This is a genomic window from Burkholderia sp. THE68 (genome assembly GCF_009938265.1).
Classification (GTDB): domain Bacteria; phylum Pseudomonadota; class Gammaproteobacteria; order Burkholderiales; family Burkholderiaceae; genus Caballeronia.
Genome location: NZ_AP022316.1, coordinates 706,696 through 729,076 on the forward strand (window position 1 = coordinate 706,696; position 22,381 = coordinate 729,076).

A 22,381-nucleotide genomic window follows, 5' to 3' on the forward strand; every position below is an offset into this window, starting at 1 on the left:
AATCGGCGCATGGACGGCAAGACGGTCATGGCGTGCATCGACGCGGCGCACGCGTCGCTCAAGGCGCATGCCGACGAAATTGCATCGCTCGATCAGGCTATCGGCGATGGCGATCACATCATCAATCTGCTGCGCGGCGTGGACGCGCTCACCGCCATGCGCGCGGCCATCGAAGCCGAAGCCTTTGCGCCCGCGCTCAAGCTCGCGGCGACCAAGGTGCTGTCGACGGTCGGCGGCTCGTCCGGCCCGCTGTTCTTTTCGATGCTCACGGGCATGGCGAAAGCCTCGTCCGACGAAGCCGGCGTGGCGCCGTTCGCGCGCGCGTTCGCGGCGGGCGTCGAGGCCGTGGGACAGCGCGGCAAGACCGGCACCGGCAGCAAGACGATGATGGACGTGCTGATTCCCGTCGCCGAACGCTTCACCGCGATGGCCGCCGCGGACGCATCCAGAAAGGATGTTATCGAGGAACTGCCGCGCGTCGCCGAAGCCAGCATGCTCGCCACGCGCGACATGCTCGCGACGAAAGGGCGCGCGTCGTTTCTCGGCGAGCGCTCGCGCGGTCATATCGATCCGGGCGCGCGGTCGAGCCAGCTCATGATCGCGGCGGTCTGCGCGCGGCTCGCACAGGACGATGCCTGAACACAAAAAAGGAGCAGGGGACATGAAGAAGTTCATCAATCGCGTCGATGGCTACCTGACCGAGAGCCTTGCGGGTTTTGCCGCCGCGCATGCGGATCTCGTCACGGTCAGCTTCGATCCGCTCTACATCGTGCGCAAGACGCTCAAGCCGGGCAAGGTCGCGATCATCTCGGGCGGCGGTTCGGGTCACGAGCCGCTGCACGGCGGCTTCGTCGGGCACGGCATGCTCGATGCCGCGTGTCCGGGGCAGGTCTTCACGTCGCCGACGCCCGATCAGATGTTGGCCGCCGCACAGGCCGCCGACACGGGCGCGGGCGTCCTGTTCATCGTGAAGAATTACTCGGGCGATCTGATGAACTTCGAGATGGCGTCGGAACTGTGCGAGATGCCGAACGCGACGGTGCTCGTCAACGACGATGTCGCCGTCGAGAACTCCAGCTTCACGACGGGACGGCGCGGCGTCGCGGGCACGGTCATCGTCGAGAAGCTCGTGGGCGGCTTCGCGGAATCCGGCGCCGATCTGCACGCGTGCAGGGCGTTCGGCGAACGTGTGGTGAAACGGATTGCGTCGATGGGCGTGGCGTTTTCGAGTTGCACGGTGCCGGCCGCGGGCAAGCCGACCTTCACACTCGGCGACGATGAGATCGAAATCGGCGTGGGCATTCACGGCGAGCCGGGACGCAGGCGCGCGAAGTTCGAAACCGCGAACGCGATCGCGGATGAACTGCTTGCGGCGATCGTCGGCGATCTGAAGCCGGCCGCCGATGCGCGATTACTTTTGCTCGTCAATGGGCTGGGCGGCACGCCGTTGTCGGAGCTTTATCTGCTCTATAACGCTGCGCGCACGTGGCTCGACGGGCGCGGGTTGAGCGTCGCGCGTTCGCAGGTGGGCGCGCTGACGACGTCGCTGGAGATGGCGGGCGCGTCGATCACGCTTTGCGCGCTCGATGACGAGATGATGCGGTATTGGGATTGTCCGGTGCACACGGCGGGGTTGAGGTGGGGGGTGTGAGAGGGTGGGTCGCGGACGTTTTCAGATAAACCGTGTTGTCGCTGCGGCCGTGCGTGCTGCATTCTTCGATTGAAGAATCGGAGGAGCGCAATGTCGGTGCAGGGAAGGTTCGTGGTCAACAACGCTCCAATGCTGACCTTGGAAATGTTTGGAGTCGGGACGTTCCCGGCTTTCTCGGGAGACAAACTCTATCGCAACCGTGGAGGCTGCACCGCAATAGCGGACAAGGGTCCGATTCCCTCCGGCCGGTACAGGATCGTCGATCGGCCAGCGGGCGGTATCGGCTCTCAGCTATATGCTTGGGGCAAAGACATGTGGAACAGCGCGAACGCGCATCCCACGCACCATGATCAATGGTTCGCTCTTTATCGGGACGACGGTCAAATCGATGACTGGACATGGGTCAATGGCGTGCAGCGCGGTAACTTCCGCCTGCATCCGGTCGGAGGCTCTGGCGTCTCTTTTGGTTGTATTACGTTGGAACGTAACGAAGACTTTCAAAGACTTCGGCAAACGCTCCTTCACACACCGAAAGTGTGGACAAGCGTTCCCGAGTTGCAGGCTTATGGCTGGATCGAAGTGGTGACGATTGGTGACACTTGTCCGTAATTTTCTAAAGGTTTTGTTGAAAATACTGCTTTTCACCGGGCTGTTTTGGCTGGCGCTTCGGTATGTTCACACGTACCCGATCCCGTTGACCGTGAAGCAACAAGGCACGCTGGTCGACATCGCGGATAGGCTGGGCATTCGCGACTACGACGGTCTTTATATCTACTCAATGATTGCTTTGGATCTCGCCGTGACGATCGCGGTCTACGTGATCCTGATGAGGCTGTGGCAGCGGACGCGGGCAGCGGGTGCCGAATGAATGCGACATTTTCTCTGACGCAGACGCGACATTTGGATAGAGCCACTACAACAGCCAAAAAACATCGATAATTTATGTTATGTAAAATAGTTAACTCCGAAAAAACACGAGCCAAACATCACACGCCCAACCACCCGCACCCGCACAATCTCCGAACCAAAAAAATTCCACCCAATACCTCCCACAATTCAAAACCATCCTCTATAATCCGCGGCTTCCGTAGGCTCGTAGCTCAGCTGGTTAGAGCACCACCTTGACATGGTGGGGGTCGTTGGTTCGAGTCCAATCGAGCCTACCAGCGACATTCAAACGCACCGTAGCGATTTTCATCGCCCGGTGCGTTTTTCATTTTGCGCATCAGTCCCAGCAATTACGGAACGCCACCGCGACGATCACCGGCACCGTGAGCACCAGCGGAATGGCGAAATACGGGATCTCCAGATGGACGATCCACGTATAGATCAGCCAGGCGACGCCCAGCGCGAGCGTGGCAATGCCGATGAGCGCCGTCAGCACGTTGAGCATGCGGGGCGACATCCGCTTGCGAGAGGTTTCTTTGCCCGAAGGACTTTCCATGGCGGCGGGCGCATGCAAGCGCGATACGAATACCTCTTGATTTTATACCGCCCCGCCCGCCGCCGTAGCGCGTTTCGACGCGCCCGAACCGTCCTCAGATGTGAAACAGCTGCGCCACCAGCGCCGCGCCGAGGAACGTTCCCGCATTCGCCACGAACGACACCAGCACGATGCGCCAGCCGAGCCTGCGGAAAGCCGGAATGTCCTTGGCGATCGAGAGTCCCGCGAAGGTCAGCATCGGCGTCGTGACTCCGAGGAAGTCGTTCTGCGCGCTCGCCGTCGCGATCTGCGCGCCCCACGGGCACCACGGCGAGGTCAGGAACATCGCCACGATCGACACCCAGCACACCGCCGGAATCTTGCGGCCGCTCACCCGCGCAATCGCATCGCCGACGATCGTCGCGAGCACCATCACCGCCATGCCCGGCAGACCTTGCAGCGGCGTCGTGCCGTGCGTGATCCAGTCGGCGACGAGCGCCATGAGCGCCGTCACGCCCCACGCGAGCAGCTTGCCGCCATAGCCGAGATGCGGCGCCTCGGTCTTCACGTCGCCCAGTTTCGGCGCCGACGACGCCGCCTCGCGCGTGTCCGATGCCTTGCTGGTACGGCCGATCAGCGGCTCCAGCAGCCGATAGCCCCACACCGCCATCGGCAGCGAGATGAAGAGCGTGAAGTACGTGCCGATGGTGGTCGTGATCAGATTGCTCGCCGCCGCGAACGTCAGCACGGATTTCGCCGTCTCCGGGTCCTGCTGTGCGGCAATCGCGCCCGACGCCGCCGCCATCATGCTGCCGGAGCCGACGCCCGAACCCATCGCGAGCGCGAGCGGATGAAAGATATGCAAGCTCGCGACGAATCCCGCGAAGATCGCGATGAACACCGCGCCGAACACCGTGCCCGTCAGGTATTCGGCGAGCACGCCCCGCCCTTCGGCGGAATCCATGCCGTATTTTTCGCCGATGATCGCAAGACTCGGCTCACGCCCGACCGAAAACGTCGCGCCGATCGCCTCTCGCTTGATGCCGAGAAGCAGCGCGAGCGGCAGACCGAGCAGGATCGTGCCGACGAAGTGGCCCAGTTCCTGAAACGCGAGCGCCCAACCGGCCGCTGCGAGCTTCGGCAGCGCACTGCCGACCATCAGCCCGAGCTTCGCGACGAACAGCAGCAGCGCGGGCTGGAGAATCGCCGCCGCGTGGAACTGGCTGCGCACGTCGAGCCGCGCCGGGCTTTGCCAGCGCTCGGAGATGAGTCCGAGCGCGGCGCCGAGCAGGAGCGCCCAGATCATCGGCAGCAGGACGACCTTGCCCGGACCGATCTTGAACGTGAACGATCCGATGAACTCCGCGATCAACAGAATGATCGCCGCATAGAAAAAGAGCTTCGCGGTTCTCAAGCCGCTTCCTTGCGCGCGATCCGCGCTCAACGTGCTTTGCATTCTCTGCTCCCCTCGATGGCCCGCGCGATGCCGTCATCGGCAACGCGCGGGCGCCTTGGTCATAGATAGCCGAACGTGGTTGCCGGCTCCTTCGCCGTTTCGATCCACACGCTCTTGGTCTGCGTGTACTCGTAAAGCGCCTCGACGCCGCTGGATCGTCCATAGCCGGACAGCCCATAGCCGCCGAACGGCGACGCGACGTTGATCGTCTTGTAGCCGTTCACCCAGAACGTGCCCGCATCGACCTGACCCGCGACGCGATGCGAGCGCGCGACGTCGTTGGTCCATACCGCGCCTGCGAGACCGAACTCGGTATCGTTGGCAATCGCGACGGCTTCCTCTTCAGTGTCGAACGGAATCGCCGCGACCACCGGCCCGAAGATTTCCGTGCGCGCCACGTCCATGTCGTTGCTAACGCCCGCGAGCACCGTCGGCGCGACGAAATAGCCTGCATCGGAACGCGCGGCCGTGCCTGCCGCCAATGTCGCTCCCTCGGCGACGCCCTTTTCGATCATCGACATCACGTGATCATATTGCCTGCGATTATTGATCGGGCCGACTTCGGTCGTGTCGTCGAGGGGCGCGCCTACCTTGATCTTCTTCGCGCCCGCCGCGACCATCGCGACGAATTCGTCATAAACGGAACGCTGCACGAGCAGGCGCGAACCCGCGACGCAGCTTTGCCCCGCGCCCGCGAAAATCGCCGCCTGGGCGGTCAGCGCAGCGCGTTTGAGATCGGCATCGGCGAAGATGATGTTGGCCGATTTGCCGCCGAGTTCGAGCACGCACGGCAGCACGCGTTTGGCCGCGGCCTCGGCGATGCGCGCGCCCGTCGCCGGCGAGCCGACGAACACGACCTTCTTCACCGCCTTGTGTGCGATCGCCGACTGCGCGACCGTCTGCCCGAGCCCCGCGAGCACGTTGATGAGACCCTTCGGCGCACCGCCGCGCTCGGCCAGCAAGCCGACTACGAGCGACGTGAACGGCGTCAGCTCCGACGGCTTCAGCAGCACCGCGTTGCCCATCGAGATGGCGGGCGCGACCTGCCAGCCGCAGGTGAACACGGGCGCGTTCCACGGCGTGATCTGCAGCACGGTGCCCGCTGGTTCGCGGCGCGTGTAGTTCAGATGCGAGGTCGGCACGGGAATGACATCGCCATAAAACTTGTCGGCCCAGCCGCCGTAGTACTCGAACATCTCGGCGACTTTCGCCACTTCGCCGCGGCAATCGCGGATCGGCTTGCCCGAGCCGAGCGATTCCAGCCGCGCGATCTGTTCCGCTTCCTTGCGGATTTCCCGCGCGATCTCGAACATCACCCGGCCGCGCGCCGCGTGCGTAAGCGCCCACCATTGCTTCTGCGCGCGCGTGGCCGCGCCCGCAGCCTGTTCGACGACCGCAGCGCCGCCGTCTCTGTAAACGAGGCTCGGCTTGCCCGTGGCGGCGTCGTAAAGCTGGATGGCGTCGCCCGCGCCTTCGATCAATTCACCGCCGACATACGAGCCGATGGTCTTCGCACTCGGGAAGAAGTGCGCGAAGGCCGCGAGAAGCTGTTCTGCTGCGTTGTGTTCCATGTCCGGATGTTCCCCTTACTTCGATTCGATGAACTGCACGATGCGGTTGAAATCCTCCGCATCGCCGATGCTCGCCTCGCTCGCCGCCCACAAGCGCCCCGCTTCCTGCGCGATCGGCGCGTTCGCGTGCACGCCGTCGAGCAATGCCATCGCGAGGCGCACGTCCTTGCGCATGAGCTTCATCGTGAAGCCGGAGTCGAACTTGTCGTTGAAGATCCACGTCGGGTAGTTGGTGAGCGTCGCGCTGTTGCGCCCGGAGCCGCCGTTGAGCGCCTCGACGAGCTTTTCCGGATCGACGCCCGATGCCTGCGCCGCGCGCACGGCCTCGCTCGCCGCGAGCAGATGCACGCCCGTCAGCATGTTGTTGATGATCTTCGTCACGTGCCCCGCGCCGACCGGCCCGACGTGCACGCGCTTCGCGCTGATCACCGCGAGAATCGGCTCGACCGCTGCGACATCGGCTTCCGAGCCGCCGAGGACCATGGTCATGGTGGCGGTCGCGGCGCCTTTTGGGCCGCCGCTCACGGGGCCGTCCACGAAGCCGATATTGCATTCCGCCAAGGCGGCGGCGACCTTCTTCGTGCTGGCCGGATCGGCGGTAGTCGTATCGACGACGATCAGACCGGGCCTGCCGCTCGACGCCACGCCACCCTGCCCGAGCACCACTTCCTCGACGATCGCGGAAGTCGGCAGCGACAGGATCAGCACGTCGGCTTCGCCCGCGATCGCCGCGATCGACGCGCGTGGCTCGATGCCATCCGCCTGCAACCCTTCCGCGACGCCCGGCGCGGCATCGAAGCCGAGCACGCGATAGCCGCCGCGCTGCGCAGAGCGCGCCATGCCGCGCCCCATGTTTCCGAGACCGATCACACCCACCGTCTTCATCAGCGAACTCTCCTTCTCGTGCGCGAGGCGGTTCGGTCAGCCCGTCTGCCGGACGCGTCGCGCGTTTTTGCATGGCTGTCATATTCCGCTGGCGAAGCCGTACAATCAATCAACGCCAATATTGAAAGTGTTCTAATTTTTAGAACACTGCGACGCCATGACAGACAATCTGACCGACAGCCGCATCGTCTATTTTTTCGAGGCCGTGCGCTGCGGCACGATCCGCGCGGCGGCCGATTACCTCAACGTCGCGCCGTCGGCGGTGAGTCGGCAGATCGGTCTGCTGGAAAAGGAACTCGATGCGGCGCTCGTTGAACGGCACGCGCGCGGCGTCAAGACGACCGAGGCCGGACAATGCGTGATCGAATACTTTCGCGAGCAGCTCGCGCATCGCGACGACCTGCTTTCGCGTCTGGAGGAATTGCGCGGCCTGCGCACGGGTCAGGTCAACATCGTGCTCGGCGAAGGCTTCGTGTCGGATCTTCTGTCGGGGCCGATGCAGCAATTCTGCAAGCAATACACAGGCATCAAGGTGAATCTCGATCTCGGCGGCACCAACGACGTGATCCGCAAGATTTCCGAGGACGAAGGCGAAATCGGCCTCGTCTACAACCCGCCCCAGGAACCGAAGCTCGTATCGCGCGCGATCAAGCGTCAGCCGATGATGGCGATCGTCGGCGCGAGCTTTCCGCGCAAGGACCGCAAGTCGATGAGCGTGCAGGAACTCGCGCACTATCCGCTTGCGGTGACGCATGCTTCATACGGCACGCGGCAGATGTTGCAGGCCGTCGAATACGCGGAGAAGCTGCGGCTCGATCCGGTCGTCACGACGAATTCCATCGCCATACTCAAGCAGTTCGTGAAGTCGGGGCTCGGCATCACGGTGTTGCCCGCGTTCGCGGTGACGAGCGAGATGGAAGCGGGCGAGCTCTTCGCGATCGACATCAATCATCCGATTCTCGCCGATGCCGAAGCGCATCTCGTGACGCGCGCGGGGCGCAGGCTGTCAGTCGCGACGAATAAGATGCTGCAGTTCATGACCGCGCAGATGCGGGCCTTCCGTTAAACCGGATGTCCGCTAACATCATGGTCCGGCTGTCAAACAAGGAGGACACGGCATGATCGACGATACCGACAAGCGGCACCTGATCCGTTGCATCGAACTGGCGCAGGAAGCGCTCGATGACGGCGACGAACCATTCGGCTCGATGCTAGTCGCGAAAGATGGGCGCGTGCTGTTCGAAGACCGCAATCGCGTGAGCGGCGGCGATCACACGCGGCATCCGGAGTTCGCAATTGCGAAATGGGCGGCGGAGAACGTGCCCGAGGCCGAGCGCGCGGACGCGGTCGTGTACACGTCCGGCGAACATTGCCCGATGTGTTCGGCGGCCCATGCGTGGGTCGGACTCGGGCGCATCGTCTATGCGGCATCGACGCAACAGTTCACGCGATGGCGCGCCGAACTCGGCGCGCAACCGGGCCGCGTGCGTGCGTTGGCGATTCAGGACGTGATCGCGGATACGGTGGTCGATGGTCCCGTCGAGGAATTTGCGGAGCGTGTGAAAGCGCTACATGTGGCGCACTATCGCAAAGCGAGCGCTTAGCGGAAGATCGCGCATTCGATCGCTTCTCCCGAGGCGATCGAATGCGGCTATGCGTCCCCTTCCCGCACCGACGACGCATGTCTGCACAGCGCCGTCACTTCCATCGACATATACGGAAACAAGGGCAAACGACTCAACACGTCATGCAAATGCGCGGGACTTTCGACATCGAAGATGCTCACGTTCGCATAACGTCCCGCTACGCGCCACAGATGCCGCCATATGCCTTCGCGCTGCAATTGCTGCGCCATTTCCTTTTCCTGCGCCTTGAGTTCTTCCGCGCGCACGGACGATAAATCGTGCGGCAGATTGACCGTCATTTCGACGTGAAACAGCATGTTCGCTCCGATCAGTTAATCAAACCGCTGCGCGCATACGCGGCACTTCGGTGCCCGGCACATCGTCGCGTTCGCTGCACAGCGTGAAGTCGAAATCGATCAGCGCGAAGCGCCCTTCCACGCCATACGGCTTGCCTTGCGCGCCTTCGGCTTTCTGCACTTCGGGAACGAGACCATCGCGCGTGGCGAAAGCGAAGTCGTCCCACAGATACGGATCGCCGTCGATATTGATCTGCGTCGTCAGCTTGCGATACCCGGGCGCCGACACGAAGAAGTGAATATGCGCGGGCCGATGGCCATGCCGTCCGAGTTGATCGAGCAATTGCTGCGTCTTGCCGCCGGGCGGCACGCTATAGCCCACCGGCACGACGCTGGTGAACGCGTAATTGCCTTCGCTATCGGTGCGGATCGAGCGGCGCAGATTGAATGCGGACTGCGACTTGTCGAAGAACGAGTAATTGCCGAGATGATTGGCATGCCACACTTCGACGAGCGCATTCGCAAGCGGCTTGCCGTCTTTCGTCAGCACGCGCCCGCGCATCACGAGCGTTTCGCCGGGGCTCGTGCCGTCGTCGAGACGCGCGTGTCCGACCGACTCGGGCGCGCCTGCCACATAGAGCGGTCCTTCGATGGTGCGCGGCGTGCCGCCTTCGAGACCGGCTTGTGCTTCCTTTTCATCGAGACGGGCATCGAGGAAATGCTCGAAACCGAGGCCCGCTGCAAGCAAGCCGAACTCGCCGCTCTGCCCCGTTTCGCCGAGATAGTTCAGCGCGGCCCAGAACTCGCCCGGTGTCACGTCGAGGTCTTCGATCGTGTAGAAAAGATCGCGCACAATGCGGTTCACGATCGCTTGCGTGCGCGCGTTGCCGTCGTTCGTGGCGCTGTCGTTGATCTTTTGCAGCAGGGCGTCGATGCTTTCTCTGTTCATTTCGATGTCTCCGTGAATCGGTATGTGTGGGGTGCTGCAGTAATCAGTGCATTGCGACGAACGCGCCGCGCTTCGAATCGCGACGCAGACGTTCGATGCGTTCCCAGTCGAGCGCGATGCCAAGCCCCGGCCCTTGTGGCAGATGAAGCGAGAAGTTTTCATAGCGCAACGGTTCGATGAGAATGTCTTCGGTCAGCAGCAGCGGCCCGAAAAGCTCCGTGCCCCAACGCATCTCGCCGAAGGTGCTGAATAACTGCGCGGATGCCATCGTGCCGATCGCGCCTTCGAGCATCGTGCCGCCGTAGAGACCGATGTGCGCGGCCCGCGCGATCGCTGCGACGCTCGCCGCGCCCATCAAGCCGCCCGATTGCGCGATCTTCACGGCGAAAACATGCGCCGCACGCGTGCTGGCGAGCGCGAAGGCATCGCCTGGGCCGTGCAGCGCTTCATCGGCCATGATGGGCACGTGCGCGAGCTTCGTGAGGCGCGCGAGTCCCGCGTGATCGTTGGCTGCGACAGGCTGTTCGATCAGGCCAACGCCCGCATCCGCGAAACGCCTGGCGGCCCATACGGCGTCGCTTTCGCTCCATGCCTGATTGACGTCCACGCGGACTTCGCCGCGATCGCCGAGTGCCCGCTTGATCGCGACCACATGCGCGACGTCGTCCGCCAACGCGCGCGCGCCGATCTTCAGCTTGAACACGCGATGCCTGCGCCGGTCGAGCATCTGCTCCGCCTCGTCGATATCGCGGCCTGTGTCGCCGCTCGCAAGCGTCCATGCGACATCGACGCGATCCATCACGCGTCCGCCGAACAGCTCCGACAGCGGCACGTTCAGTCGCTGCGCCTGTGCATCGAAGAGCGCGGTTTCGAGCGCGCATTTCGCGAAGCGATTGCCTTGAAAGCAATCGCGCATTTTGGCCATCGCCGCGCCCGGGCGGCTCGCGTCCATGCCCTTGAGCAAGGGCGCGAAATACGTATCGATGTTGGTCTTGATGCTCTCGGGGCTTTCCTCGCCATAAGCGAGTCCGCCGATGGTCGTGCCTTCGCCGCATCCGACGATGCCGTCCGTGCAGGTCACGCGCACGATCACGAGCGTCTGGCAGTTCATGGTGGCGACCGACAGGCGGTGCGGGCGAATCGTCGGCACGTCGACGAGCATCGTTTCTATCTTTTCGATGCCGATGAAGGGGAATGGCACGGCTTGCGTCTCCGTTTCGTTGTGTCTGCAACGAAATTAAACGACGCGCTTATATCGGTCAAATCAATCATATATGGCGAAGTGCATCCATAAGATTGATTCGACGAAGCAATGTAACAAGCGAAAAAGCCCGGCGGGGAAAGCTCCCAGCCGGGTCAAAACACGCCCTCGGAATTATTTTTTAGAAGTTATGCCGTATGCCGAGCGTCACAGACAATTGTCGATCGCTGTTCGAATTCGGCAGATTGGGAATCTGCGCGTAATTCGCCGGCCCACCGGTCGCCGGATCGATGCCGAGGCCCGCGCCTACCGCCTTCTGCATGATCGCGACGCCATACAGCGCCGTACGCTTGGACAGCGCGTAGTTCGCACCGAGGTTCACCTGATGAAAGCGCGTCGATGAAGAGCCATCCGGCTTCGCATTGTTATAGATATAGGCGAGCCCGAGTTGCAGGAACGGCGTGGCCGCGTAGGTCAGATTCACTTCACCGATATCGAACGCGATATCGCGGCCTTGCGGATTGGCGCTGTCCGCGAAGAACAGGCTATGCTCCAGGCGACTATGCGTGTAAGTCAGCGCGATGGTCGCCGGTCCGATCGCATACGACGCACCCGCGCCATATGCTTTCAACGCCTCCGCGTTCTGCAACTGACAGTAGAGCGCAGTCGGATTGGAGCACGCGAAATCGCCGATATAGCCGTTCGTTCCGCCCAAAGCCGCATCGAGCGGATTGTGCAGGTTCAGATAACCCGCACTGATGGAAACGGGCAATCGCGTATAGGCCGCGGCGATCGAATAGCCGCGCCGTTGACTGAAATCACCGGCCACGCCGCCGAGACTGTACGTGCCGCCTAGCGAGAAACCATTCCAGTCCGGGCTCGTGTATTTGATCGAGTTGTTGAAGTTGAACGCTTCGTTCAGGTTGTCGACGTCGCCGATGTGCGAGCCGTACAGCGTCGCCCACGAGTTGCTCGACACGTAAAGTCCGAGGAAATCCGAATACGAATCGTACTGACGCCCGAACGACAAGGTGCCGTATTGCTCGTGACCCAGCCCAACCCAGGCCTGACGGTTGAATTGCGCTCCGCCCTGAACAAAGCCGCCGGTGCCCGTATAGAAGCTGTTTTCCAGATTGAACTTCGCCTGCAGTCCGCCGCCGAGATCTTCGACGCCGAGCAAGCCGAAACGCGAGGGCACGAGATTGCCGCCCGAGAACGCGAAGTTATGCCCCGAGCCGACGCTGCCGTCGGCATTGGTGAATTGCTGATTCGTCGTGTAGGTCAGCCCCGCATCGACGGTTCCGTACAGCGTCACCGTGCTTTGCGCCGATGCGCTCGCGCACACCGCAAGTGCCGCCGTCGACACCAGCTGCCGCGCGATCGTTTTGGTTGTCATGCGAGCGTCCTCACGCGTAGTTGATCAGCACCGACTTGGTTTCGGTGTACATGTCGATCACCGCGCGTCCGAGTTCGCGCCCGAAACCCGATTGCTTGAAGCCGCCAAAAGGCATCGCGTTGTCGAGCAGCGAATGGCAGTTGACCCAGACCGTGCCCGCCTTGATGCGCGGCACGAGCTTGTGAATCGCCGAAAGATCGTTCGACCAGATGCTTGCGCCGAGTCCGTACGGCGTATCGTTCGCCTTCGCGACCACGTTGTCGATATCGTTGAACGGCATCGCGACGAGCACCGGCCCGAAGATTTCCTCGCGCACGACCTTCATCGAATGATCGGTATCGACCAGCACGGTGGGCTTCACGAAGAATCCCGCGCCTTCCTTGCGCGCACCGCCCGCGATCGCGCGCGCGCCTTCGTCGCGTCCCGCCTCGATATAACCGAGCACGCGATCCATCTGCCTTGCCGAGATGAGCGGCCCGATCTGCGTCGATGCATCGAGGCCCGGTCCCATCGGCAGCGATTGCGCGATGGCGGCGACGCGTTCCATCACGCGATCGAATACCTTGTCGTGAACATAGACGCGCGAGCCCGCCGTGCACACCTGTCCCGAATTGAAGAAGATTGCATTGGCGACGCCTTCCGCAGCCTTGTCGATATCGACATCGGGCAGCACGATCACCGGCGACTTGCCGCCCAGTTCGAGCGACATGCGCGTCATGTTGTCGAGCGCCGCATGGCCGATCGCCTTGCCTGTCGGCGTCGAACCGGTAAAGGCGATCTTGTCGATGCCGGGATGGCGCGCGAGCGCCGCGCCCGCCGTGCGGCCGAGGCCCGTCACGACATTCACGACACCCTTCTCGATGCCCGCCTCTTCGATCAGCATCGCAAGCCGCAATGCGGAGAGCGGCGTGTCTTCGGCCGGCTTGAGCACGACGGTGCAACCCGTGGCGAGCGCGGGCGCGAGTTTCCACGACGCCATCAGCAGCGGGAAATTCCACGGAATGATTGCGCCGACGACACCCACCGCTTCCTTGCGCGTATAGCCGAAGAAAGCATTCGACGGGCTATACGGGATCGATGCGTCGAGCGTGCTGCCTTCGATCTTCGTCGCCCAGCCCGCCATATAGCGGAAGCATTGCGCGGCCATCGACACATCCAGCCCTTGCGCGACCGTGACCGGCTTGCCGTTGTCGAGTGATTCGATTTCCGCGAGCTCGCGCGCATTCGCTTCGATCAGATCGGCGACGCGCAACAAGAGGCGCTCGCGATCGGTCGGCTTCATGCGCGACCATGCGGAGTCGTCGAAGGCGCGGCGCGCGGCGAGCACGGCGCGATCCACATCGGTTTCATCGGCGCTCGGCACGCGTGCGAGCAGTTCGCCATCGGCGGGATTGATGACGTCGAGCGTCGCGCCGCTGGTGCTTTGCACCCATGCGCCGTCGATCAACATCTTCTGCGCCGACGCAAGAAAGGCGCGCGTCGAATCGAGCATCGAAAGATGCTGGTTGTTATTCATCTTGTGTCTCCTAGTAGTGTTCCGGGACGGCGTTCACGCCGTTCTCCTGCAATTCCTTCACGAGCTTCGTGCGGGTGCGCGCGACATCGGTCAGCGCGGGACGGCGATGCGCCGCGATTTCATCGGCTGTATACGGCTTGAACGATGCAGGCCGGGAGCGCTCGTTCATCGTGGCGAGCAGCCAGTTCAGGACGTTCGCGAGTTCGGCATCGCTCAATGCGGAATTGGCCGCGCCGGGCACGCGCATCACGAACTGACGCCCCTCCGGCAACGAGACGAAATGACCGAGCGATTCGCGCAAGGCCGGCACCTTGCCGGGTATGCCCGAACCATTGGCGGTATGGCATCCCATGCAGTTGAGCACCCAATCCTGACGCGCGCGCGCCGCGTCGTATTCCTGCGCCTGCGATGCCCCCGCCGTGCACAGCGCGGCGAGCATCGCGGCGGCGATGACCGCGCGCGGCTTCATAGCCCGAGACCCTTCACGACCGCGTCGCGCCGCTGATGCACGGTGGTCTGGTCGAGCGGCCCAGCGCGCCAGGCCTTGACCTCGGCCACGTCGAAGGGCTTGGCCGAACCATGCTGCGCGTTCAGATCGAACACGACATAGTTCAGCACGTCGGCGATCTCTTCATCGGAGAGCGATGCGAAGCTCGGCATCTTGAAGTTGTAGTTCTTCTCCTTGACCTTGATCGGACCGAACATGCCGTACATCACGGTATGCCCGAGTTGCGCGCGGCCATCGGGCGAACCTGCGTACTTGCCCGGATACTCGACGAGCGGCGGCGCAAGGCCGTCCATGCCCTTGCCGCCCGCCTGATGGCACACGGCGCACTTGCCGTCGAAGGTCGACTTGCCGCCGGGATAATGCACCGTTTGCGCGAACGCCTGAGTCCCGAGACTCATCGCGCCGGCCGCGATTGCCGCCATCAATACACGTGCCGTCTTCATTGCGTTGCCGCTCCCAACAGAACCGATACCGAGCAGTGGTAATTCGAATTGCTGTTCGCCATGCACCAGTTGATGTCGTTATTGAGCGACAGCTTGTAGAGCGGCTTCTCGCGTTCGTTGCGATTGCAGAAGCAGCGGCCGCAAGTCGTCTTGCCACAGCAGTCGTTGTACGACACGATGTAGTCCGACCCGTCGTGCGGATTGCGGCAGGTGCCGATCCACGTGATCGGCGAAGGCGTCGTGCCCGGTGGGCAGCTGCTCGACGTGCCGCCGCAGCAGCTGCAAAGCCAGCCGTCGATCGCGCAATACTTCCAGTAGTCGCAGCTCGTCGGATCGTCGCTTGCCGATGAACCGGGCTTCTTCGGTTCCGTCGCATACGCGGTGCGGTCCACCGGCAGCAGCGGCACCATCGCCGACCCGACCAATACCTTGCCGAGCTTCGCCATTGCGCTGCGCCGCGAGCTGCGCTGTGCAACGCCGCGCGCCTTATGTTCGAAGAATGAATCCAGCCATTTCATGGACGCTCACCTGTAGGAATGAATGATTTATCGGCGTCTTCAGGCGTGCTGCCCGACTTGGCCTTCATGGTCGTGATGCGCGTGATCGTCGTGCTTGCCGTGGACAAACTCCTGCAGCGAAGCGACACCGCGCTCCTTGGCTTCGAACAGGCTTTCCAGATGTTCACGCGTATTCACGAGACCCTTCGCGCGCACCTTGCCCTCTTCGTCGAGCAGGACCGCATAAGGCAGCTTGCCAATCTGATAGGAGAGCCCGAGCTCTTGCGACAGCACATACGGGTATTGCGAAAGACCGGCCTTGCGATAGAAGGCGGCGTGTTCTTCGAAATCGCCATCGCTTGCCAGCACGATGTCGGTTGCGCCTTCGCGCGCCTGGATCGACGGCAGCAAGGGCAGCAGCTTCTTGCACACGGGGCACGACGGCGAAAGGAAGAAGACCAGCGTGTTGCGCTTCGAATTCGACAGGCCGCCGACCTTCACGGCGCGGCCAGCGATATCGCCGAGTTCGAAGACCGGTGCAATGGCGCCGACTGCCGGGCCCTTGTCGATCATAAGTGCGCCCGCGGGCATCATGCGTTCATACAGAATGCCGACTTGGCGAACGAGTGCGAGACAGATCGCGCCGAGCGCGAGCAGAGCGGCCCACGAAAGCGCGGCCGAAATCATCAAAGCGGTTTGCATCATGAATTCCTCAGAGAATCGAGCTTGGGAAGATTGACAAGCAGCACGTCGAGCGTGAACCACGCGGCGACGGCGAAGAGCGTGCAGGCGCCTGCGCTCAGATAGTCGAAGCCGATGAGCTCGCGGCCGGTCGCGGGAACGAGCGCGGCGGCGGCGAGCGCGGCGAGCATGGCGGCGCGCGCGACGTGCCACCAGCCGATCGACTTCGGCGTGCGGTCCGATGCCCGCGCGGCAGCGATGAAGCCCGAGCAGCCGCAATCGATATCGGTATGGCCGCGCAGCACGTTGAATGCGAGCGCCGCGCCGAACAGCGTGAACAACGCGATCAGCACGATTGCGGCGGCCATGCGCGTTTCGGCGAACAGCAAGCCGATCGCACCCACGGTTTCCAGTGCCGGAAACACGAGGGACAACGGCTTCACCGCGAACGACGGCAGCAGCGCGAACGCTTCGAGCGATGCGCGAAAGCGCGCCGGCTCGCGCCACTTGGGCAACGCGCTCGCGAGCGCGATGATCGTCGCGGACGCGATGCACACCATGAGAATGACGGGATCGATCATCGCGTCACCTCAGGGATTGAGCAGCAGCGTCGACGTCGAGCCGAGTTGCTTTTCGACATGCTGACGCTTGCCGGTCGCCGCATCCAGCACGACGAGATCGGAGGTCGGCGTGAGGCCGTAGAAGAGCGGCTTGTCGTCGGTGCTGACCTGAATCGAGAGCAGCGGATCGATCTTCTGCTTGGCGAGATCCCAGCGAGCGACGCGCTTTTTGCTCTGCGTGTCATAGACCCAGATTTCCGTGCCCGGATCCTTGTGCGAGCCGTCCGCGCCCTTGTGCATCGCGACGTACAGACGATGGCTCTTCACATGCAGCGCGGTCTGTTGCAGGCCGCCCGGACGCCAGCCGGCCTTGCGCTCCTGATCGCTGAGCAGCGACCAGGATGTGCCGAATACTGGCGCGTCGCCCGAGAAATCGGCTGTGCGGACGTTGCCGTTGAAGGTCGTGAACAGATACGTGTTGCCGTCGCGCACGGCATTGATGAACGCGGGATCCTTGTCGACGTCGATGAACGCGTCCGAGAGCTTGCGGCTCGCTTCCTTGCCTGTCGCATCGAGCTTGACGGTGAGCGCCTTGCCGCTTTCGCACAGCGAGGAGAAGCGGTCATTGCCGCTCGGATAGGCGAGCACGCAGCCGTCCATATCGATTTCGCCGACGACCTTCTTCGCGGCCGTATCGATCACCGTGACTGAAGTCGACGGCGTGATGTTGGACACATAAAGCCGGCTGCCATCTTCCGAAAGAACCGTGAGGTAAGGCGTCGGCACGGTCTGAGCGTGCTTGGCCGGAATCACGATTTCGCCGGTTACGTCGAGCGTGGTGTTGTCGATGATCTCGACCACGTCGGTACGCGTGCCATGGCCGCCGCGGGCGAAATACGTCGTCGCGACATAGCCCGTCTTGTGATCGGGCGAGATCGTGAAGCCCGGAGCGAAGCCGGCGTCGATCTGGCCGACGAAGCGCTTCGTGTCGCCATCGAAGACGTGCACGCGCGCATCGGTCATGCTCGAGAACGCCACGTCGGCCACGAACACGCGATGCGGGTTGAACGGCGGCACCTTCGCCACCGTCAGTTCTTCCGGCTTTTCGGCCGCGCCTGCGTGCGACTGACACGCAAGCAGTCCATACAATACAGCCCCCATAGCGGCGGCCAGCCGTCTCAGCTTCATCTCTGCTCCTCCTTAGTTATCGTCGAGTGGACTCTAAAGATGACAATAAAAAAGAGCACTTCGTAACCGGCAGCGCGTACGTGCCGAAATGGAGCATTCGAAAGGGAGCCGACAGAGACGCGCCCGATACGCGTACAAACCCGCATATCGAGCCGATATGACGGTTCAGCCGCGTCAATGCGGCTTGAAAGTATTCAGGGAAAGGGAATGCGCCTCGCGCTATCGCGCGCGCTGCGTTTGAGAGGGAAGCTCGCCGAACAGGCTTTTGTAATCGCTGGCGAAGTGACCGAGATTGGCAAATCCCCAACGCATCGCGGCTTCACGCACCGGGACTTCGCCTTGCGATGTCGTCGTCAAAAGCCGCCTTACTTGCGCAAGACGCACGGCCCGCAGATAACTGACCGGATTCATCTGCGCGACGGATTGAAAGCTGTTTTGAATGGTACGGCGGCTGACGCGCAGCTTTTCACACAAATCCAGAACCGAAATCGGCTGCTCAGGACTTGCCAGCACGAGATCATGCGCGCGTCGCACGACGTCGGCCCGGCATGCGTACGTGAGGCGATCCTCACGTGTGGGGACATGAAACGTCAGCAGATCCAGAAGGCTTTCCGTCACCGTCTGCGTGAAACGATGCGCGCCATCGTCGCCAATAAACGGATTGGAGTCGGACAGCACCGTTTCGACCGCCGCGATGATGCGCTTTCCCGCGCGTGCGCCAGCGGCGCCCGGGATGCTCAGTACATGGCGGTTGAAGAGTTCGTCCTGGATATCGACGCCCGCCGCATCCGCCGCCGCTGCCAGCAGACTCGATTCGACGGCGACGCCCAGCATCGACATATCGGGCGGCGAATGCAAAAGGAATTCTCTGGAACCAGGCGCGACGACGAGTGCGTTCTCGTCGACTCTCACGCCCTGAAACGAGAATGGCGCGCCACCGCCGAGCACGAGCCCGAACGTGACGAAACCCGCGGGAAGTTGTCCGCGCTGAACGATGCGAACGTTCGCCGATTCCTGAAAGACCTGTACGCCCGCTACCGAAACCTGCTTCACCGTGCTGCGAAAAGCGCCTTCGCCAACCTGGTCATAGCGTTGATCCCAGCCCGTCAGCGCGTGCGCGTGGCGGTCGGCATCCTCAAAGGTTTGATAATTGGCGTACATGCCCTCCTCCTGCTACTTGCGTCGCCATTGATGCGATCGCTTATAAATATTCGCTTTTTTGGCGTCAAGCTTTGTGATTGTTCTCGCTTGTTGTTTGTCGCGCAATGCTAGGAATGCACGATTGAAAAATACGCGCGGGCATGCGTTGTGCGTGAAAATGCCTGCATCAACTTCAGACATTACATTAGATCTCGCCGCAAACGCCCGCTCGCGCCGGCCTCCGACACAGTCTGCGTTCATCCATCCCGCACGGCAAATCAGTCAAAAGTCGAAACGTCGATAAAGCGCGCTGATGCGATTTCAAATTTGCCGCACTGATAGGCGCATCCCTTTTCGGCGAATTTGACGCAGTGATCTGTCGCATCGACACTGCCTCCCAAGCGAAGCCTTTCGAAAGCATCGACAGACACCCCACTCCTTCCTAGCGAGCCCACATGTCTTCCGTTCACTCCTCGACCTCCGCGGACCGCGCGGCCGTCACCCAGGACCGCGCGCTGAACCGGATCGTGGTCGCCTCCGTCGCGGGCAACGCGATGGAGTGGTACGACTTCTTTGTCTACGGCACGGCGGCCGCGCTCGTGTTCGGCCAGCTCTTCTTTCCGGCCAATGCGGACCCGCTCGTCGGCACGCTCGGCGCATTTGCGGCGTTCGCAATGGGCTTCGTCGCGCGTCCGCTCGGCGGCGTCGTGTTCGGGCATATCGGCGATCGCTATGGACGGCGCGCATCGCTCGTATGGACGCTGCTCATCATGGGCTTCGCGACCTTCGGCATCGGCCTGTTGCCGACTTACGATCACGTTGGACTGTGGGCGCCGGCCGCGCTCGTCGGATTGCGCCTTCTGCAAGGCGTAGCCTCGGGCGGCGAATGGGGCGGCGGCGTTCTGATGATCAGCGAAAGCGCGCCGCCCGAGAAACGCGGCTATTACGCGGCATGGAGCCAGCTCGGCGTGGGCGGCGGCTTCGTGCTGTCTTCGGGCGCATTTCTCGCCGTGCAGGCATTACCGCACGATCAGTTCATTTCATGGGGCTGGCGACTGCCGTTTCTCGCGAGCATCCTGATCTTCGCGCTCGGCGTGTATATCCGCCATAACCTGCCGGAGAGCCGTGACTTCGCGAATGCGGAGCGAGCGGGCAAGACTTCGCATATGCCGGTGATCGAAGTCATCAAGCGTCATCCGAAAGAAATCCTCATGGCGATGGGATTGCGTGTCGCCGAAAACGGCGGTGCATATATCTTTCTCGCGTTCTCGCTCGTCTATGGCAAGTTCGCGGGCATCGCCAACTCGACCATGCTCACCGGCGTGATGATCGCGATGGTCGTCGAAATGGCGGCGATGCTTCTCTGGGGCAAGTTATCCGATCGCATCGGACGCAAGCCGGTATATATGATCGGCGCGGTGTCGCTCGCGTTCATGGCGTTTCCGTTCTTCTGGCTGCTCAATACGCATTCCACCCCGCTCATCTGGCTCGCGCTCGTGCTCGGCACGGCCGTGTGTCATGGCGCGATGATCGGCACGCTGCCCTCGCTCGTCGGCGAGCTGTTCAGCACCGAAGTGCGTTATTCGGGGGTCGCGCTGGGCCATGAAGTCGCGTCGATCTTCGCGGGCGGATTGTCTCCGCTGATCGCCACGGCGTTGCTCGTGCACTATCACACATACTGGCCGGTATCGGTATTCCTGATCGGACTCGCCCTCGTCACGGTCGTCACGCTGAAGTACACGCACGAAACGCGCGGCAAGTAACGCGCGCCCCTTTTCTATCCCGTATTCGACTCGCATTCGCGCGGCACCGGGCCGCGCGGATGCCTGCGCACGTCCAGAAACCAGGGAGTCACCAAGCACCATGAAACCCAGAAACAAACGCTATACGTATGAATGGTATGTCGTCGTGATCTGCATGCTGGCCTATGTTTTCTCGTTCATCGACCGCCAGGTGCTCGCACTCATGATCGAGCCGATCAAGCGCGACCTGCAGCTCACCGATACGCAATTCAGTCTTCTGCATGGATTCGCGTTCTCGCTGTTCTATGCGGTAATGGGTATGCCGATCGCCTATCTCGCCGACCGTTTCGCGCGCCCGCGCATCATCGCGACGGGCATCGCACTGTGGAGCATCGCGACGGCGGCGTGCGGGCTGAGCCAGAGCTTCGTGCATATGTTCGTTTCACGCATGAGCGTCGGCGTGGGTGAGGCCGCGCTCTCGCCCGGAACCTATTCGATGCTCGCGGATTTCTTTCCGAAGGAAAAAATGGGCCGCGCGATCGGCATTTATTCGCTCGGCTCGTTCATCGGCGGCGGCATTGCGTTTCTCGTCGGCGGTTATGTGATCGCGCTGCTCAAGCACGCGAGCGTCTTCACTTTGCCGATCATCGGCGAGTTGCGTGCGTGGCAAGTCACGTTCTTCATCGTCGGCTTGCCGGGTCTGCTGGTCGCATTCCTCTTCATGCTCACCGTGCGCGATCCCGCGCGCAAAGGACTCGCGCAAGACGGCACGGGCCAGGTCAAACGCGTTGCAATGGGCGATGCGCTGCGTTTCATCGCCAGCCACCGGAAGACGTTCTTCTGTCATTACATCGGCTTTTCCTTCTATGCGATGGGCCTCTATTGCCTGATGAGCTGGACACCCGCGTTCTATATGCGCCGCTTCGGCCTCACGCCGGTGGAAACGGGCTATATGCTCGGCATCGTGATGCTCGTCGCCAATACGACAGGCGTCTTCTGCGGCGGCTGGCTCAACGACTGGCTGCTGCGCCGTGGCCGCGGCGATGCACCCATGCGCGCGGCCTGGATCGGCGCTGCGTGCATGCTCGTGCCGGGGATCGCGTTCACGCAGACGACGAGCCTTAACGCATCCCTGGCGTGGCTCGTCGCCGCGATGTTCTTCGCATCGTTCCCGCTTCCGACTTCCGCCGCCGCCATGCAGGCGCTCGCGCCCAATCAGATGCGCGCGCAAGTCTCCGCGATGTTCCTGCTCGTGTCGAATCTGATCGGGCTCGGGCTGGGCACGACACTCGTCGCGGTCATCACGGACAAAGTATTCGGCTCGCCGCTCGCAGTCGGCCATTCCATGGCGATCATCAATGCTGTGGCGATCGTGCTTGCGGCAGTGCTGCTCTTCGTCGGCTGCAAACAGTATCGGTCGAGTCTCGAACGCGAAGCGCGTGAAGCACGCCTCACGCTCGATGCGGCAGACACGCGCGCGAGCCTGCCCTCAGGCGCGACAGCGACGACAGCGACGACAGCGACGACAGCGACGACAGCGACGACAGCATGAAGATATCCATCCAATTGATGTGACTCGCATTTTTTAATCTATTTTGCTTATCCGACAAGGGACGATACGCTCATTGCATCGTCCCTTCGAAAACACTGGAA

24 protein-coding genes and 1 tRNA gene are annotated in these 22,381 nt (G+C 62.3%); 9 read left to right on the forward strand and 16 right to left on the reverse strand.

What is annotated here, in order from left to right; all coding sequences use genetic code 11:
• Positions 1–9 precede the first annotated feature (9 nt).
• From dhaL to BTHE68_RS16815, 5 genes are all read left to right on the forward strand, one after another.
• Positions 10–639: a dihydroxyacetone kinase subunit DhaL gene (gene dhaL, locus BTHE68_RS16795; protein ID WP_162067439.1), complete on the forward strand. Its 630-nt coding sequence runs from the start codon at positions 10–12 to the stop codon at positions 637–639.
• A gap of 22 nt (positions 640–661) precedes the next feature.
• The gene (gene dhaK / locus BTHE68_RS16800) at positions 662–1,651 is read left to right on the forward strand and encodes a dihydroxyacetone kinase subunit DhaK (protein ID WP_162067440.1); all 990 of its coding nucleotides are present in this window, start codon (positions 662–664) and stop codon (positions 1,649–1,651) included.
• Positions 1,652–1,741: 90 nt separating this feature from the next.
• On the forward strand, positions 1,742–2,260 hold the full coding sequence (locus BTHE68_RS16805; RefSeq protein WP_162067441.1) for a DUF2778 domain-containing protein: 519 nt from the start codon (positions 1,742–1,744) through the stop codon (positions 2,258–2,260).
• Positions 2,244–2,519 carry a hypothetical protein gene (locus BTHE68_RS16810; protein ID WP_174258058.1) on the forward strand — a complete coding sequence of 92 codons (276 nt, stop codon included), beginning with the start codon at positions 2,244–2,246 and terminating at the stop codon, positions 2,517–2,519. The genes BTHE68_RS16805 and BTHE68_RS16810 overlap by 17 nt, the downstream gene beginning before the upstream one ends.
• Positions 2,520–2,740: 221 nt before the next feature.
• Positions 2,741–2,817, forward strand: a tRNA-Val gene (locus BTHE68_RS16815).
• Positions 2,818–2,876: 59 nt separating this feature from the next.
• Here BTHE68_RS16815 and BTHE68_RS16820 read toward each other — a convergent pair.
• The 4 genes from BTHE68_RS16820 to BTHE68_RS16835 form a co-directional block, all read right to left on the reverse strand.
• Positions 2,877–3,044, reverse strand: coding sequence for a hypothetical protein (locus BTHE68_RS16820; RefSeq protein ID WP_311394672.1), 168 nt, complete (start codon positions 3,042–3,044; stop codon positions 2,877–2,879).
• Between the two features lie 145 nt (positions 3,045–3,189).
• Positions 3,190–4,530 (reverse strand): DUF3100 domain-containing protein, encoded by a 1,341-nt coding sequence (locus BTHE68_RS16825; protein WP_162067443.1) that lies wholly within the window; start codon positions 4,528–4,530, stop codon positions 3,190–3,192.
• 59 nt (positions 4,531–4,589) lie between these two features.
• A complete protein-coding gene (locus BTHE68_RS16830) occupies positions 4,590–6,101 on the reverse strand; it encodes an aldehyde dehydrogenase family protein (protein WP_162067444.1) in 1,512 nt (503 codons plus the stop codon).
• Positions 6,102–6,116: 15 nt separating this feature from the next.
• The gene (locus BTHE68_RS16835; RefSeq protein WP_162067445.1) at positions 6,117–6,986 is read right to left on the reverse strand and encodes an NAD(P)-dependent oxidoreductase; all 870 of its coding nucleotides are present in this window, start codon (positions 6,984–6,986) and stop codon (positions 6,117–6,119) included.
• Positions 6,987–7,143: 157 nt separating this feature from the next.
• Between BTHE68_RS16835 and BTHE68_RS16840 the strand changes: the two genes are divergently transcribed.
• Both BTHE68_RS16840 and BTHE68_RS16845 read left to right on the forward strand, forming a co-directional pair.
• Positions 7,144–8,052: a LysR family transcriptional regulator gene (locus tag BTHE68_RS16840; protein WP_061174780.1), complete on the forward strand. Its 909-nt coding sequence runs from the start codon at positions 7,144–7,146 to the stop codon at positions 8,050–8,052.
• A gap of 52 nt (positions 8,053–8,104) precedes the next feature.
• Complete coding sequence (locus BTHE68_RS16845) at positions 8,105–8,590, forward strand: nucleoside deaminase (RefSeq protein ID WP_162067446.1); 486 nt, start codon at positions 8,105–8,107, stop codon at positions 8,588–8,590.
• Positions 8,591–8,637: 47 nt separating this feature from the next.
• On the opposite strand, the gene catC is transcribed toward BTHE68_RS16845, so the two are convergent.
• The 12 genes from catC to BTHE68_RS16905 form a co-directional block, all read right to left on the reverse strand.
• The gene (catC, locus tag BTHE68_RS16850) at positions 8,638–8,928 is read right to left on the reverse strand and encodes a muconolactone Delta-isomerase (RefSeq protein WP_162067447.1); all 291 of its coding nucleotides are present in this window, start codon (positions 8,926–8,928) and stop codon (positions 8,638–8,640) included.
• Positions 8,929–8,947: 19 nt separating this feature from the next.
• Positions 8,948–9,856, reverse strand: coding sequence for a catechol 1,2-dioxygenase (gene catA / locus BTHE68_RS16855; protein ID WP_162067448.1), 909 nt, complete (start codon positions 9,854–9,856; stop codon positions 8,948–8,950).
• A 43-nt stretch (positions 9,857–9,899) separates the two neighbouring features.
• Entirely contained in the window at positions 9,900–11,018 is a 1,119-nt protein-coding gene (locus BTHE68_RS16860; RefSeq protein ID WP_162068232.1) for a muconate/chloromuconate family cycloisomerase, read from the reverse strand.
• Positions 11,019–11,238: 220 nt separating this feature from the next.
• Positions 11,239–12,453 carry a porin gene (locus tag BTHE68_RS16865; protein WP_174258059.1) on the reverse strand — a complete coding sequence of 405 codons (1,215 nt, stop codon included), beginning with the start codon at positions 12,451–12,453 and terminating at the stop codon, positions 11,239–11,241.
• Positions 12,454–12,463: 10 nt separating this feature from the next.
• Positions 12,464–13,969 (reverse strand): aldehyde dehydrogenase family protein, encoded by a 1,506-nt coding sequence (locus BTHE68_RS16870; RefSeq protein ID WP_162067449.1) that lies wholly within the window; start codon positions 13,967–13,969, stop codon positions 12,464–12,466.
• Positions 13,970–13,979: 10 nt separating this feature from the next.
• Positions 13,980–14,438 (reverse strand): c-type cytochrome, encoded by a 459-nt coding sequence (locus tag BTHE68_RS16875; protein WP_162067450.1) that lies wholly within the window; start codon positions 14,436–14,438, stop codon positions 13,980–13,982.
• Positions 14,435–14,920, reverse strand: coding sequence for a c-type cytochrome (locus BTHE68_RS16880; protein WP_162067451.1), 486 nt, complete (start codon positions 14,918–14,920; stop codon positions 14,435–14,437). Before BTHE68_RS16880 ends, BTHE68_RS16875 begins: the two co-directional genes overlap by 4 nt.
• The gene (locus BTHE68_RS16885) at positions 14,917–15,438 is read right to left on the reverse strand and encodes a methylamine dehydrogenase light chain (protein WP_162067452.1); all 522 of its coding nucleotides are present in this window, start codon (positions 15,436–15,438) and stop codon (positions 14,917–14,919) included. The genes BTHE68_RS16880 and BTHE68_RS16885 overlap by 4 nt, the downstream gene beginning before the upstream one ends.
• A 39-nt stretch (positions 15,439–15,477) precedes the next feature.
• Positions 15,478–16,122 carry a methylamine dehydrogenase accessory protein MauD gene (gene mauD / locus BTHE68_RS16890; protein WP_061174789.1) on the reverse strand — a complete coding sequence of 215 codons (645 nt, stop codon included), beginning with the start codon at positions 16,120–16,122 and terminating at the stop codon, positions 15,478–15,480.
• Positions 16,119–16,679 (reverse strand): MauE/DoxX family redox-associated membrane protein, encoded by a 561-nt coding sequence (locus tag BTHE68_RS16895; protein ID WP_162067453.1) that lies wholly within the window; start codon positions 16,677–16,679, stop codon positions 16,119–16,121. The genes mauD and BTHE68_RS16895 overlap by 4 nt, the downstream gene beginning before the upstream one ends.
• A gap of 9 nt (positions 16,680–16,688) precedes the next feature.
• Positions 16,689–17,846, reverse strand: coding sequence for an amine dehydrogenase large subunit (locus BTHE68_RS16900; RefSeq protein WP_162067454.1), 1,158 nt, complete (start codon positions 17,844–17,846; stop codon positions 16,689–16,691).
• Positions 17,847–18,065: 219 nt separating this feature from the next.
• The gene (locus tag BTHE68_RS16905; RefSeq protein WP_162067455.1) at positions 18,066–19,007 is read right to left on the reverse strand and encodes a helix-turn-helix domain-containing protein; all 942 of its coding nucleotides are present in this window, start codon (positions 19,005–19,007) and stop codon (positions 18,066–18,068) included.
• Positions 19,008–19,441: 434 nt separating this feature from the next.
• Between BTHE68_RS16905 and BTHE68_RS16910 the strand changes: the two genes are divergently transcribed.
• Both BTHE68_RS16910 and BTHE68_RS16915 read left to right on the forward strand, forming a co-directional pair.
• A complete protein-coding gene (locus tag BTHE68_RS16910) occupies positions 19,442–20,749 on the forward strand; it encodes an MFS transporter (protein ID WP_162067456.1) in 1,308 nt (435 codons plus the stop codon).
• 100 nt (positions 20,750–20,849) lie between these two features.
• The gene (locus tag BTHE68_RS16915) at positions 20,850–22,280 is read left to right on the forward strand and encodes a spinster family MFS transporter (protein ID WP_162067457.1); all 1,431 of its coding nucleotides are present in this window, start codon (positions 20,850–20,852) and stop codon (positions 22,278–22,280) included.
• The last annotated feature ends 101 nt before the right edge of the window (positions 22,281–22,381 follow it).